Annotated in this window: 10 protein-coding genes; 6 read left to right on the top strand and 4 right to left on the bottom strand. The window is 71.8% G+C overall.

Going from position 1 to position 14114, the window contains the following annotated elements:
• The first annotated feature begins 85 nt into the window (after positions 1-85).
• A complete protein-coding gene (locus IE290_RS38220; RefSeq protein WP_191244623.1) occupies positions 86-1456 on the top strand; it encodes a M14 family zinc carboxypeptidase in 1371 nt (456 codons plus the stop codon).
• Positions 1457-1850: 394 nt separating this feature from the next.
• Here the strand turns inward: IE290_RS38220 and catC are convergent, their stop codons facing one another.
• Genes catC through IE290_RS12005 form a run of 4 tightly spaced genes read right to left on the bottom strand, consistent with a single transcriptional unit; the run spans position 1851 to position 5043 of the window.
• Complete coding sequence (catC, locus tag IE290_RS12020; RefSeq protein ID WP_191244622.1) at positions 1851-2129, bottom strand: muconolactone Delta-isomerase; 279 nt, start codon at positions 2127-2129, stop codon at positions 1851-1853.
• Positions 2130-2155: 26 nt separating this feature from the next.
• Complete coding sequence (catA, locus tag IE290_RS12015; RefSeq protein ID WP_191244621.1) at positions 2156-3004, bottom strand: catechol 1,2-dioxygenase; 849 nt, start codon at positions 3002-3004, stop codon at positions 2156-2158.
• A 36-nt stretch (positions 3005-3040) separates the two neighbouring features.
• On the bottom strand, positions 3041-4144 hold the full coding sequence (locus tag IE290_RS12010; RefSeq protein WP_191244620.1) for a mandelate racemase/muconate lactonizing enzyme family protein: 1104 nt from the start codon (positions 4142-4144) through the stop codon (positions 3041-3043).
• Positions 4141-5043, bottom strand: coding sequence for a LysR substrate-binding domain-containing protein (locus IE290_RS12005; protein ID WP_191244619.1), 903 nt, complete (start codon positions 5041-5043; stop codon positions 4141-4143). The genes IE290_RS12010 and IE290_RS12005 overlap by 4 nt, the downstream gene beginning before the upstream one ends.
• 220 nt (positions 5044-5263) lie before the next feature.
• On the opposite strand from IE290_RS12005, the gene benA reads away from it, so the two are divergent.
• From benA to IE290_RS11980, 5 genes are all read left to right on the top strand, one after another.
• Positions 5264-6613 carry a benzoate 1,2-dioxygenase large subunit gene (gene benA, locus IE290_RS12000; protein ID WP_191244618.1) on the top strand — a complete coding sequence of 450 codons (1350 nt, stop codon included), beginning with the start codon at positions 5264-5266 and terminating at the stop codon, positions 6611-6613.
• Positions 6610-7116 (top strand): benzoate 1,2-dioxygenase small subunit, encoded by a 507-nt coding sequence (benB, locus tag IE290_RS11995; RefSeq protein WP_191244617.1) that lies wholly within the window; start codon positions 6610-6612, stop codon positions 7114-7116. The genes benA and benB overlap by 4 nt, the downstream gene beginning before the upstream one ends.
• Before the next feature lie 316 nt (positions 7117-7432).
• Positions 7433-10066 (top strand): benzoate 1,2-dioxygenase electron transfer component BenC, encoded by a 2634-nt coding sequence (gene benC, locus IE290_RS11990; protein ID WP_191244616.1) that lies wholly within the window; start codon positions 7433-7435, stop codon positions 10064-10066.
• A 56-nt stretch (positions 10067-10122) separates the two neighbouring features.
• A complete protein-coding gene (locus IE290_RS11985; protein ID WP_191244615.1) occupies positions 10123-11433 on the top strand; it encodes an MFS transporter in 1311 nt (436 codons plus the stop codon).
• Positions 11434-11442: 9 nt separating this feature from the next.
• On the top strand, positions 11443-14034 hold the full coding sequence (locus tag IE290_RS11980; protein ID WP_191244614.1) for a LuxR C-terminal-related transcriptional regulator: 2592 nt from the start codon (positions 11443-11445) through the stop codon (positions 14032-14034).
• Positions 14035-14114: the final 80 nt, after the last annotated feature.

Raw genomic sequence — 14114 nt, 5'->3', positions numbered from 1 at the left:
CTCGTTCGCCTGGTCGGCCCTCGCCCGCCGCGACACATTCGGGTGAACTGGACCGAGCACGAAACGACGGACGAGGAGGGGGCCCGTGACGCTGCCGGAATGGCTGCTCAAGGAGATCGACGAAGTAGGAGACCACCCGGCGTTCGCGGGCGTCGACGAGCTGCATCGCCGGCTGCGCGGGCTCGCCGCGGGCTACGGCGAGATCGCGACGCTGCAGCGCGTGGGCACGTCCCGGCACGGCGAGCCGCTGCTGTGCCTGACGATCGACGGCGAGCCGGGTGATCCCACCGCGCTGGTCTTCGGGCTGCCGCACCCCAACGAGCCCATCGGCGGGCTCACCGCGCTGCACCTGGCCGAACGGTTGTGCGCCGATCCCGGGCTGCGGGCGCGGCTGCGGCACCGGTGGCGGATCATCGCGTGCATCGACCCGGACGGGTTGCGGCTCAACGAGGGCTGGCTGGCCGGGCCGTTCACGCGGGAGCACTACGCGCGGCACTTCTACCGCCCGGCCGGTCCGGACCAGGTCGAGTGGACGTTCCCGCTGGACTACAAGGACGCCTACTTCGACGCCGCGCTGCCGGAGACGCAGGCCCTGATGCGGCTGATCGACTCCGACCGCCCGGATCTGGTGTGCTCGCTGCACAACAGCGAGCTGGGCGGCGTCTACTACTACCTCAGCCGGCCCGAGCCCGCGCTGCACCGGACGCTGCAGGCGCTGCCCGGGCACGTCGGGCTGCCGCTGGACCGCGGTGAGCCGGAGGCGCCCTACATCGTGCGGCTGGACGACGCGATCTTCCAGGGCACGTCGATCAGCCGGGCCTACGACTACCTGACCGGCCGGGGCGAGCCGTGGACCAACTCGGCCGGTGACAGCACGGCGTCCTACGCGGGCCGGTACGGGGCGCTGACGCTGGTGACCGAGCTGCCGTACTGGACGTCGGACACCGCCGACGACGACAGCCCGGCCGGCACCGGGTACGCGTCGGCGCTGGCCGCGCACGCCCGGGCTCTGGCGGACCTGTCGACGCTGATGGCGGACACCATCGAGGCGGTGTCGGGGGCGCTGATGGTGCCGGACTCGCCGTTCTGGCGGGCGAGCCGCTCCTTCGCGACGATGATGGCGGCCGGGGCGCGCAGTGCGCGGTCGCGTAGCACGGCCCCGGAGGCGGATCGCCCGGCCACGGTCGCCGAGGTGGCATCCCTGGCGGAGGCCACGCACAGTTTCCGGTTGCGGTACGGGGGGATTCTGTTGCGGGCGCTGGATGGGGAGCTGGGGGTGGGGAACACGCGGCCGTCGGTGCGGGCGGCGCGCGAACGGGTGGCGGCGCGGCATGCGGAGTGGCTGGCCGAGGATGCCGCGCTGGGGGACTACCGGACGATTCCGATCCGGCATCTCGTGGCGACGCAGTACGGGGCGGTGCTCGCTGCTGCTTCTCAGGTGGCTGGGGTTTTGTAGCCGCCCCGATTTTTCATTGTTTCAACGGCCGATCAGGGGTTGTCAAGGCGGGAAAGAGTACCTTGACAACCCCTGATCGGCCGCAGAACTGGGCTGTGGATCGGGAGCGGGGGAGGGCTGGCCGGCAAGGTGGTTGCTTTTCGTTGCCGGCTTGCGGACAGGCAGCCGGCAACGAAAAGCATCACCCCCACGAGCCACCCCTCTCCCGCAACCCGATCCCCAGCCAAATCGGTTGCCGAGCAGTCGGGTCAAGGTACTCTTTCCAGCCTTGACGCGACTTCTCGGCAACCGAACAATTGAAGATCGGGTTCGGGAGGGGCAGATCCGGGCGTAGCGAAGCGAAGCCGGCGCATTCAGCCGCGCGCAGCGCAACCACCCGCGTAGCGCCCGCCGGCTAAGAAACCTTCGAAGGATGCGTAGCCAACGGCATCACGCGAATATCCATGTACGGGAACAACGGCAACCCCGACAACACCTCGTGCAACTCGTCGTTCGACTTCACGTCGAAGATCGAGATGTTGGAGTACTCACCCACGATGCGCCACAGGTGCGGCCACTTCCCCTCCCGCTGCAGCTGCTGGCTGTACGCCTTCTCCCGGGCGACGATGTCCGCCCGCACCGAAGGGTCCATATCGGGCGGCAGGTGCACATCCATCCGGACGTGGAACAACATGGGTGAGTCCTCCAGATCGGCGAGTGTCAGGCAACGGGGTCGAGCACGAAACCGTAGGACACGGTCTCGCCGCCGTCGGCCGGCTTCGGGTCCAGCACCAGCTCCGGCTTGACCGCCGAGGCGATGTCGTCGTCGTTGTGCTCGTCGCCGGGGAAGTACAGCTGCGCGGTCAGCAGTTCGTGGCCCGGCGCGGACACCTTGACGTGCAGGTGCGCCGGGCGCCACGCGTGCCAGCCCGCGGCGGCGATCAGCTTGCCGCACGCGCCGTCGGTCGGGATCTGGTACGGCGCGGGCCGCACGGTGTGGATCTCGAACGAACCGTCCTCCTCCACGGAGAACGTGCCGCGCAGGTTCCACTCCGGGATGCCGGGCGCGAACTGCGAGTACAGGCCGTCGGCGTCGGCGTGCCACAGCTCGACCTTCGCGTCCTTCAGCGGCGTGCCGTCGACCGAGGTGACCGTGCCGGTCCACACCAGCGGCGTGCCGCCCTCGTTCTCCCGCATCGGCACCGAGCCGCGCGAGCCCTGCTCCGGCGCGCCGGGCACGTAGTACGGGCCCTCGATGGTGCCCTTGTTGCCCTTGCGGTGCGAGGTGGCGACCTCCTCCACCACGTGCTCGACCCACACGTCCAGGAACAGCGGCCACTCGCCGTCCTCACCGACCTGGATCAGCCACGCCTTCAGCGCGTTGTACTCGTCGTAGGTGACCTTGTGCTTGCGGATGGTCTGGTGGACGGCGTCGAGCACCTCGCGCGCCAGCAGGCTGACCCGCTCCTTCGGGGTGTCGGCCACGGCGGCGAACTTGTCGGTCTTGAACCGGGCCGTGGCGCTCGCACCGGACTCGGCGGCCGCGGGAGCGTGGTGGGTGGCGGTCATGGGATCCTCCTTGATTCCTTGATATCCGGGGGAGTTTCAGCGGTCCTGGCGGTAGCGCTCGAGCTTGGCCGGGTCGATCTCGATCCCGAGCCCGGCGCCGGGCCGGATGTTCAGCTCACCGTCGTGGATCTCCAGCGGTTCGGTGAGCAGGTCGTCACTCATGTCCAGGAAGTTGGACAGCTCGCCCGCCCGCCGCGAGGTGAGCGCGTAGGACGCTCCGAACGCGACAGTGCACACGGAACCGATCTGGCCGTCGATCTGGTTGCCCATCACGACCTCCAGGCCCAGTCCCTCGGCGAGGTGGTGCACGCGCTGCGAGTGGGTGAACCCGGTGCGCGCCGTCTTGATGCTGATCGCGGTGGCCGAGCCGGCCAGGATCTCGCGGGTCACGTCGGCCGGGGTCACGGCCGATTCGTCGGCGATGAACGGCACGTCCAGCTGCGACACCAGCCAGCGGCGGCCCAGCACGTCGTCGGCCGGGCACAGCTCCTCGGCGAACAGCAGACCGAGGTCGGCCATCTCCTTCATCGCCATCGCCGACTCCGAGGCGGTCCAGCCCCGGTTGCCGTCGACGTACAACTCGACGTCCTCGCCCATGCCCTCGCGCAGGGCGCGCACCACGGCGGTGTCCAGCGAGACCGGGCGGCGGCCGACCTTGACCTTGAACGTGGTGATGCCGTGCTCGTCGCGCATCCGCTGGGCCTCGGCGACCATCGCCGCCGGCTCGTCGAACCCGAGCATGTGCGACACGCGCATCCGGTCGGTGTAGCCACCGAGCAGCTCGGTGACCTGCACGTCCAGGGTGCGGCCGAGCGCGTCCCACACGGCCATGTCGATCGCGGCCTTCGCCGCCGGGTTGCCGACGGTGCGGGCCAGCCGCGAGGCCATGGCTTCGCGCTCGAGCAGGGTCAGGCCCACCACCTGCGGCGCGAAGATCTTCTCGATCACCGCGATGATCCCGGCCTGCGTCTCGCCGTAGGTGAACGGCCGCGGCGGCGCCTCGGCGACGCCGGTGATCCCGTCGTCGGTGTGTACCCGCACCAGCACGTGCTCGGCCACGTGCACCTCGCCGGAGGCGAACTTGAGCGGCTTGCGGTACGGGATGGCGAACGGGATCGCCTCCACCCGCGTGATCTTCATCGGCTGACCTCGTGTCGTTGGGGGGCGAGAGCGGCCTCGAGCACCTCGAGGACCGACCGGACGAGCGGGGAGTCGTTGTCGCGGCGCCAGGCGAGGGCGAGCTCGACGGTGCCGGCGTCGGCGAGGTCGCGGAACACGACCCCGGCCAGCGGCAGCGCGCGGGCCGACGCGGGCAGCACCGCGATGCCGAGCCCGCCGGCGACCAGTGCCAGCAGCACCGCCGTGCCGGCCGCCTCGTGCTCGCGGCGCGGGCTGAACCCGGCGGCCTGGCAGCTGCGCATGACGGCGTCGTTGACCACGGAGTCCTTGCTGGCGTAGCTGATGAAGCTCTCGGTGCGCAGGTCGGCCACGGACACCACGGGCTCGACCGCGAGCCGGTGGTCGGCCGGCACGGCGAGGATCAGCGGCTCGACCTCCAGGGTGTGCAGATCGATGTCCTCGCCCTGGGCGGGCGGGCGGAGCACGGCCAAGTCCAGGTCCCCGTTGCGGAGCCCGTCGCACTGGGCCGGGGTGAGCAGGTCGGCGTGCACCTCGACGGCGACCCCGGGCAGGTCCCGCTTGACCGCGCGGGCGATGCGCGGCAGGTGCGAGAACGCCGAGGTGCCGGTGAACCCGACCCGGACCAGGCCCAGGCGGCCGTCGGCGATGCGGCGCACCCCGCGCACGCTGTCCTCGACCGTGTCCAGCACCCGCCGCGCCTCGGCCAGCAGAAACTCACCCGCCGGGGTGAGCCGGACCTGCCGGGTGGTGCGGGTGAACAGGGGCGCGCCCAGCTCGGCCTCCAGCTGCCGGATCGCGTGTGACAGGGCCGGCTGCGCCATGTGCAGGCGCTCGGCGGCCTTCCCGAAGTGGCAGGTGTCGGCCACGGCGGTGAAGTACCGCAGGTGACGCAGCTCCATCGCCGGCCTCCTTCCCGCTCCTCGTCGTGGATTCATTCACCGTAGGTACGGATATTGAGTCAAGACAAGGAGCGATTCAGTCTGGATTGATCGATGCCATCGATTAATAGCACCCTGGGTCAGGACTAGGTAATCGCCCGGTGTGACTGGGGCCACCGGTTGTCAAGGTCAGGGGAACACGCAGAGCCGAGCAGTGCCGCTGAGGCCGTTGGAGGTTTCCATGACCGAGACCGTGGACCACGTGTCGGCCGTCCTCGCCGACGCCGTCGTGGAGGACCGCGAGGCCGGGATCTACCGGGCGAACCGCCGGATCTTCACCGACGAGGAGATCTTCGAACTCGAGATGAAGCACATCTTCGAGGGCAACTGGATCTACCTCGCCCACGAGAGCCAGATCGCGAACCCGGGCGACTACTTCACCACCTACATCGGACGGCAGCCGGTGGTGATCACCCGGGATTCCGGCGGTGAGCTGCACTGCCTGATCAACGCCTGCGCGCACCGGGGCGCGATGGTCTGCCGCCGCAAGACCGACAACCGGATGACCCTGACCTGCCCGTTCCACGGCTGGACCTTCCGCAACGACGGCAAGCTGCTCAAGGTCAAGGACCCCGACGGCGCCGGCTACCCGCCCTCGTTCAACACCGGCGGCTCGCACGACATGACCCGCGTGGCCCGCTTCGACAGCTACCGCGGGTTCCTGTTCGGCAGCCTCAATGCCGACGTGCTGCCGCTGGAGGAGCACCTCGGCGACACCACGAAGATCATCGACATGCTGGTGGACCAGTCCCCGGAGGGGCTGGAGGTGCTGCGCGGCTCGTCCACCTACACCTACGACGGCAACTGGAAGGTGCAGGCCGAAAACGGCGCGGACGGCTACCACGTCACCGCGACGCACTGGAACTACGCGGCCACCACCGCGCGCCGCAACACCGGTGAGTCCAAGAACGACACCAAGACCCTCGACGCCGGCAGCTGGGGCAAGTCCGGCGGCGGTTACTGGTCCTTCCCGCACGGGCACCTGTGCCTGTGGACGTGGGCGGGCAACCCGCAGGACCGTCCACTGTGGAACCGGATGGACGAGCTGAAGCAGAAGTTCGGCGACGCCAAGGGCGAGTTCATGGTCAAGGGCTCCCGCAACCTGTGCCTGTACCCCAACGTCTACCTGATGGACCAGTTCTCCACGCAGATCCGGCACTTCCGGCCGATCGCGCCGGACAAGACCGAGGTGACGATCTACTGCATCGCGCCGAAGGGGGAGAGCGCCGAGGCCCGCGCCTGGCGGATCCGGCAGTACGAGGACTTCTTCAACGCCTCCGGCATGGCCACCCCGGACGACCTGGAGGAGTTCCGCTCCTGCCAGCTCACCTTCCGCGCCACCGCCGCGCCGTGGAACGACATGAGCCGCGGCGCCGAGCACTGGCTGACCGGCCCGGACGAGGTCGCGCTGGCGCTGGACATGAAGGGCGTCATCTCGGCGGGGCAGAAGAACGAGGACGAGGGGCTGTACCCGGTCCAGCACGGCTACTGGCGGGACACCCTGCGCAAGGCGATCGGAGCGGCGGAATGACCACCGGGACCAAGACCATCACCCAGACCGACATCGAGCAGTTCCTCTACCGCGAGGCGCGCTACCTCGACGACCGCGAGTTCGAGAAGTGGCTCGAGTGCTACGCCGACGACGTGGTGTTCTGGATGCCCTCCTGGGGCGACGACGACCTGCTGACCGAGGACCCGCACAGCCAGATCTCGCTCATCTACTACCCGAACAAGGGCGGGCTGGAGGACCGGGTGTTCCGGATCCGCACCGAGCGGTCCAGCGCCACGTCGATCCCGGAGCCGCGCACCAGCCACAACATCACCAACGCCGAACTGATCGAGCGCCGCGGCGACATCGTGGACGTGCGGTTCAACTGGCACACCATGTACTTCCGCTACAAGACGGTCGACCCGTACTACGGCACGTCGTTCTACACGATCGACTTCTCCGGGGAGTCACCGCTGATCCGCCGCAAGACGGTCATCCTGAAGAACGACTACATCCACCACGTCGTCGACGTCTACCACATCTAGAACCTGTCACGGGCTGGTTTGCGTGGCGGTGCGGGTGGCGGAACCTCAGACGCCCCCTCGCTGTGGGATCGCCTCCTCATGAATTCCCACCCGCCAGCCCGACCACCACCCCTGGTGGACGCGCTCCGCGCGGCGGTGTCACCCACCACGTCGGCGCTGTCCTCGCGAGGGGACACCCGCCCGTCGCCCACCACCGCCCTCAACCGACGCGCTCCGCGCGGCTGAGCCGACTCAGAACCCGCGGCGGTGCCGGTTGACGGCCCGTCACAAGCGGCTTCGCCGCTCCACCACCTTCGCCTGAGCACCAGGAGTCACCATGGCTTTCCAGGTCGCACTGTCCTTCGAGGACGGTGTCACCCGCTTCATCAAGTGCGAGCCGGACCAGACGGTGGCCGACGCGTCCTACCGGCAGCGCATCAACATCCCGCTGGACTGCCGCGACGGGGCGTGCGGGACGTGCAAGGCGTTCTGCGAGTCCGGCGACTACGACGGCGGCACCTACATCGACGACGCGTTGTCCGCCGACGAAGCATCGCGGGGTTATGTGCTGCCGTGCAGCATGAAGCCGAAGTCGGACCTGGTGCTGCAGATCGCCAGCACCTCGGCGGTGGCGAAGACCCAGGCCGCGACCTACACCGCGACGCTCACGGGGCTGGAGCGGTTGTCGCCGACGACGTTCGCCCTCACGCTGGAGACGCCGGACCGCGACAAGCTGGCGTTCCTGCCCGGGCAGTACGTCAACATCGAGGTCCCCGGCACCGGCCAGACCCGGTCGTACTCGTTCAGCAACGCCCCCGAAGACAAGCAGCTGACGTTCCTGGTGAAGCTCACGCCGGGCGGGGTCATGTCGGACTACCTGACCGAGCGGGCCGCGCCCGGCGACGAGCTGCGCTTCACCGGCCCGAACGGCAGTTTCTTCCTGCGCGAGACGCAGCGTCCGGTGCTGCTGCTGGCCGGCGGCACCGGGCTGGCGCCGATCCTGTCGATCGTGCGGGCGATGCGGGCCTGCGGGTCGGGACGCCCGGCGCACCTGATCTACGGCGTGAGCACCGACGACGACCTGGTCGAGATGGACACGCTCGCTTCGCTGGCCGCCGAGGTCGAGGGGCTCACGTGGGACTACTGCGTCGCCGACCCGGATTCGAGCGCGCCGAACAAGGGCTACGTGACCAGCCTGATCCGCGAGGAGCACCTGCACGGCGGCGACGTGGCGGTGTACCTGTGCGGCCCGCCCCCGATGGTCGAGGCGGTGCGCAAGCACTTCGCCGAGGCGGGCGTGGAGCCGACGGGCTTCTACTACGAGAAGTTCGCGCTCTCCGCCGCCGCGGCGGAGACGAAGGCTGAACCCGCTCCCGTGACCGCACCGGCCACGCAGGCTCCGGCGCCGACGGCGCCGGTGGTCCCCGCCGCTCCGGCCGCCGCGTCCCCTTCGCCGGAGCGCGCGGGGGCGAGCCGGACCGTGGCCGGGCAGGCGATCTTCCCGCCCGCCGAGCTCGCGCCGCTCCGCGGCGGCGCGAGCCCCGACGAAGGCCAGGCCCGGCGGGCCATCGCCGGGCAGGTCATCTGGCCCGGCGGCACCGGCGGCACGCTCGACCCCGGTGAGCCGCTGCGGCCCACGGCCTCCCGCACCATCGCGGGACAGGAGATGCTGCCGCGGACCGAAACCGCTCCGCTCACCGAACCCGGGCGCTACGAGATCGGCGAGGAGCACCCCTCGGTGCACGAGTCGGATGCCGTGTTCGAGGCGCGGCAGGCCCTGGAGCTGGGCGCGGTCGAGATCACCATCGGCCGCCTGTCCTCCCAGCAGCTCGCCGGGTACCGCCTGCTCGCCGAGGCCACCGTGCCCTATGTGGACGGTGACCGGTTCCTCGACGCCGCCGCCTACACCGAGACCAACGCGGCCTTCCACGACTACCTGTTCACCCTGACCGGCAACGAGCACCTCCTGCAGGCCTACCAAGCGCTCGGCGTGAAGGGCCACATGACGGAGACCCTGCGCGACGCCACCTGGTGCCACCCGCGCTGCACGCAGGACCACCTGGACATCGTCGCCGCGTTCGAGGCCGGTGACCGGCAGGCCGCGCGCCGTCTGGTGGCCGAGCACGCCGAGCGCTCGAAGATCACCATGCGCCGCGCGATGGACGACGCGAAAGCCGCGCGGCGGCCGAAGTTCCTCAGCCCCGGCCGCTTCGACGGCAAGGTCGTCGTGGTCACCGGCGCCGCGCAGGGCATCGGCGAGCGCGTCGCGCGGCGGATCAGCGCCGAGGGCGGCACGGTCGTCCTCGCCGACCGGTCCGACCTGGTCACCGGCGTGGCCGACGAGCTCACCGGCGAGGCCCTGCCGGTGCTGGCCGACCTGGAGACGTGGCAGGGCGCGCAGGCGGTGGCCGAGGCGGCGATCGCCCGGTACGGCCGGATCGACGTGCTGGTCAACAACGTCGGCGGCGCGATCTGGTTCAAGCCGTTCACCGAGTTCACCCCCGACCAGATCGACGCCGAGATCCGCCGGTCGCTGATGACGACGCTGTACTCGTGCCGCGCCGCGCTGCCGTCGATGGCCGCGCAGGGGCACGGCGTGATCGTCAACGTCTCCTCCGCCGCCACCCGCGGCATCCACCGCATCCCGTACTCGGCGGCCAAGGGTGGCATCAACGCCATCACGGCCTCCCTGGCGCTGGAGTACGCCGACGCGGGCATCCGGGTGGTCGCGACCGCGCCCGGCGGCACCGAGGCCCCGCCGCGCCGCATCAGCCGCGGCGGGTCGGCGCTGGAGACCGAGCAGGAGCGGGCCTGGTTCCAGGCGCACATCGACCAGACCGTGAACTCGTCGCTGATGAAGCGGTACGGCACGCTCGACGAGCAGGCCGCCGCGATCACGTTCCTGGCCTCCGACGAGGCCTCCTACATCACCGGCACCGTCCTGCCGGTGGCCGGGGGCGACCTCGGCTGAAAACCCGGCGGCCCCACCCCGGGGCCACCGTCGCCCACCCCACACCGGGAGCCAACATGTCCGACACCGACGCAACGAGGCGCCGGCGCACCGTGTCCTGGGTGGTCGCCTTGTCGACGATCGCCCTCGTCTTCGACGGGTACGACCTGGTCGTCTACGGCACCGTCCTGCCCACCCTGCTCGCCGACCCGGCCCAGCTCGGCCACATCAGCCCCGGCCAGGCCGGGGCGCTGGGCAGCTACGCCCTGGTCGGCGTGCTCGTCGGGGCGCTGGCCGCGGGCGGCCTCGGCGACTGGATCGGCCGCCGCAAGATCATGCTGCTCAACCTGGCCTGGTTCTCGATCGGGATGGGGCTGACCGCCCTCACCCAGAACGTCACCGCGTTCGGCTTCGGCCGGTTCGTCACCGGCATCGGCGTCGGCGCGCTGGTGGCGACCGTCGGCGCCCTGGTGGCCGAGTTCGCGCCGGCCGGACGCCGCAACCGGCTCAACGCGATCGTCTACAGCGGAGTCCCCGCCGGTGGTGTGCTCGCGTCGCTGCTGGCGCTCGTGCTGGCCGACGCCGTCGGGTGGCGCGGGCTGTTCTGGGTCGGCGCGCTGCCGATCGTGCTGGTCCTGCCGCTGGCGATCGTCAAACTGCCGGAGTCGGCGAAGTGGCTGGCCGCCCGCGGCCGGGACGCCGAAGCCCGGGCGGTGTCGGAGCGGACCGGTGTCCCGCTGGTCGCCGAGCCGCCGGTGACCGACCGCGTGGGCTTCCCGGCGCTGGCGACTCGCGCCCTGGCCTGGCCGACCGCGCTGCTCGGGCTGATGAGCTTCGCCGGGCTGCTGCTGACCTACGGCCTGAACACGTGGCTGCCGAAGATCATGTCCGACAACGGGTACGGCAAGAGCTACTCGCTGACCTTCCTGCTGGTGCTCAACCTCGGCGCAATCGTCGGCGGCCTGCTGGCCTCGCTGTGGGCGGACCGGGCCGGGGCGAAACGGGTCGTGGTCACCACGTTCGTGCTCGCCGCGCTCACGCTCGCGCTGCTGCCACTGGACCTGCCGCTGGTCGCGCTGCTGCTCGCGGTCGCCGTGGCCGGGGTCGGCACGATCGGCACCCAGGTGCTGATCTACGGGCTGGTGTCCAACTACTACCCGACCCGCGCGCGGGCCGCGGGCGTGGCGTGGTGCGCGGGCTTCGGCCGGCTCGGCGGGATCGTCGGGCCGGTGATCGGCGGCCTGCTGGTCGGCGCCGGGCTCGGCGGGACCACGGCGTTCTACATCTTCGCCGGGGTGGCGCTCGCCGCGGCGCTGGTCACCGCACTGGTGCCGCGGGCGCAGCACGCCGACGTTCCGCTGCCCGCCGTCGCGCCGGAGCCAGCCTAGAGTGACCGTGTGGTCCACCGTCGCCCGCAGCTGATCGCCCGCGCCGCCGCGCTCGCCGCACTGGAGAGCGTGGCGGCGCCGGCGTTCGTGCTGGTCACCGGCCCGGCCGGGGTGGGACGGACCGCGCTGGCCGACGAGTTCGCCGACCGCCACGACGGGCGGGTGCGGCGCGCGGCCGGGGCGCCGTGGGAGTCCGGCCGCGCCGGGGGAGTGCTCGCCCAGCTCGGCGGCGCCGACGGGGTGGCCATTGTGGACGATGCACAGTGGGCGGACCTGGAATCGTTGCGCACGCTGGTCTCCGCCGTCCGGCACGACCACGACGCCCGGCCGCTCGTCGTCGCCACGTGCGTGAGCGGTGACCACCACGTGCCCGCGGCGGCGCTGGAACTGCTGCACCGCGCCGCGACCACGACCGTGCGGCTGGAACCGCTCACCGCGTCCGAGGTCGGTGAGCTGGCCGCCGCGCACGGTGTGCTGCTGCACCCGTCGATGGCCGAGCGGCTCTGGCGGCACACCGGCGGCATCCCACGCCACGTCGTGCACCTGCTCGGCGAGGTGCCGGCCGCGACGTGGGCGCGGTTCGACCCGGACCTGCCCGCGCCGGCCGCCGTCGCCGCGCGGGTGTGCGAGGCGCTGGAGTCCTGCTCGCCCGCGGCGCGGCGGCTGGTCGAGGCCATCGCGGTGCTCGGGCCCGGCACCGCCGTGCGGGACGCCGCGTCGCTGGCCGCGGTCGACGGTGACGTGCTGCCCCTGCTCGACGAGGCGTGCGCCGCGGGGCTGGCCCGGTTCGCCCCGCACGGTCTCACCGAAGCCGGCCCGCCGGACCCGATGGTGCGGGCCGCCGTGCTCGCCGCGATGGGCCCGGCCGCCGCCGCGGACGCGCACCGCCGGGCCGCCGACCTCATCGAGGACCCGGTCCGCCGCATGCACCTGCTGGTCGCGGCGTCCCCGGTGCCGGACGCGGCGGTCGCCGACCGGCTCGACGAGCTGGCTGCCGAACGCGCCGCCGAGGGTGCGTGGGGCGTGGCGGCGTCGCTGCTGTCGAGCGCCAGCCGCCTCACCGACGACCGGCTGAAACGGGAAAGCCGCCTCACCCGCGCCGTGGATGCGTTGATCGGCGCTGGGGACGCGTTCGCCGCCGCCGCGCTGACCCCGGAGGTGGAGAGCCTGCGGGAGACACCGCTGCGCAACGCTGTCCTGGGGTATCTGGCGATCGTGCGTGGCCGCGCAGCCGAGGCGGAAACCCGGCTCGGCCGCGCCTGGGACCTGGTCAACGCCGGACGCGAGCCGGACGTCGCGGCCCTGATCTGCCAGCGGTACGTGCTGCACTCGCTGTCGCGGTGCCGCGCCGAGGACCTGGTGCGGTGGGCGGACCGGGCGATCTCGCTGGTGCCCGCCGACGCCCCGGCGGCGGTGGAAGCGGCGGCGATCCGCGGGCTGGGCCTGGCCGGCAGCGGCCGCGCGGACGAGGCGCTGGCCGGGTACGCCGAGCTGGCCGAACGGGTGCAGCACGGTGCGCAGGCGCAACGCATCCAGATGGGCCGCGGCTGGCTGAACCTGATGGTCGACGCGATCGACGAGGCGCGGGTGGACCTGGAGATCGCGGTGCCCACGACGTTCCTCGGCGGCTCGACCCGGATCTCGCTGTGGGCGCGCGGGTGGCTGGCGCGGGCGCAGTTCCTGGCGGGGGAGTGGGACGAGGCGCTGCGCACCGTCGCGGAGGCGGAGCCGCTGCTGGACCGGTCCGGGATCGTGCTGGCCGGGCCGTTGCTGGCGTGGACCGCGGTGGCGGTGCACGCGCTGCGCGGCGACTGGGAGCGGGCCGAGGAGGCGTTGCGCCGGGCCGACGCCGGGCCGCAGGACTACGAGATCATGCGGGTGCCGTCGTGCCTGGCGCGGGCGCACGTCGCGGAGGCGCGGGCGGACTCGGCCGGGGTGCTGCGGGCGTTGCGGCCGCTGACGATGCCGTGGGCGGGCGGCAGCATCGACGAGCCGGGGTTGTGGCCGTGGGCGGACATGTACGCGCACGCGCTGGTGCTGGAGGGCAAGACCGCGGAGGCCGGCGCGTTCCTCGAGCCGCACGAACGCCTCGCCGCCGACCGCGGGCGGGTCTCGGCCCGGGCCCGCCTCGCCGCGGCGCGCGGACGGCTGCTCGGCACGCAGGGTGATGTGGCGGGGGCACGGGCGGCGTTCGAGGAGGCGCTGTCGTTGCTGGAGGACCTGCCGCTGCGCTACGACCTGGCACGGGTGAACTTCGCCTACGGGCAGATCCTGCGGCGGGCCGGCAAGCGCCGCGAAGCCGACACGGTGATCAGCACCGCGCGGGAGTCGTTCGCCGCCCTGGGAGCCGCGACGTACGTGGCGCGCTGCGACCGCGAGCTGAAGGCCGGCGGGGTGCACGTCCCGCGTGGCCGCGGGTTCGACGAGCTGACCCCGCAGGAGGAGGCGGTGTCGCAACTGGTCGCGAGTGGACTGTCCAACCGGGAGGTGGCGGCGGAGCTGTTCCTGTCCACGAAGACGGTGCAGTACCACCTGACCCGGATCTACGCCAAGCTGGGCATCCGGTCGCGAGCGGAGCTGGCCGCCCGGCGCCGGTCATGACCGGACGTCGGCGGGTCCTGCCCGGCCTGCTCCAGCGCCGCCGGCCAGGGGAACCGGGGCGCCTGCGGCACCGGCTCGGC

The sequence above is a fragment of the Amycolatopsis deserti genome (assembly GCF_014653945.1).
In the GTDB taxonomy this organism is placed as follows: Bacteria; Actinomycetota; Actinomycetes; order Mycobacteriales; family Pseudonocardiaceae; genus Amycolatopsis_E; species Amycolatopsis_E deserti.
The sequence above is the reverse complement of the archived record's forward strand: the minus strand, read 5'-3'. Positions and strand labels throughout refer to the sequence as shown.

What these genes read in the sequence shown, in the direction of transcription:
- catC (WP_191244622.1), bottom strand. Translation starts at nt 2,129, where the DNA reads ATGTTGTTCCACGTCCGGATGGATGTGCACCTGCCGCCCGATATGGAC.
- benB (WP_191244617.1), top strand. Translation starts at nt 6,610, where the DNA reads ATGACCACCGGGACCAAGACCATCACCCAGACCGACATCGAGCAGTTC.
- benA (WP_191244618.1), top strand. Translation starts at nt 5,264, where the DNA reads ATGACCGAGACCGTGGACCACGTGTCGGCCGTCCTCGCCGACGCCGTC.
- IE290_RS11985 (WP_191244615.1), top strand. Translation starts at nt 10,123, where the DNA reads ATGTCCGACACCGACGCAACGAGGCGCCGGCGCACCGTGTCCTGGGTG.
- IE290_RS12010 (WP_191244620.1), bottom strand. Translation starts at nt 4,144, where the DNA reads ATGAAGATCACGCGGGTGGAGGCGATCCCGTTCGCCATCCCGTACCGC.
- benC (WP_191244616.1), top strand. Translation starts at nt 7,433, where the DNA reads ATGGCTTTCCAGGTCGCACTGTCCTTCGAGGACGGTGTCACCCGCTTC.
- catA (WP_191244621.1), bottom strand. Translation starts at nt 3,004, where the DNA reads ATGACCGCCACCCACCACGCTCCCGCGGCCGCCGAGTCCGGTGCGAGC.
- IE290_RS12005 (WP_191244619.1), bottom strand. Translation starts at nt 5,043, where the DNA reads ATGGAGCTGCGTCACCTGCGGTACTTCACCGCCGTGGCCGACACCTGC.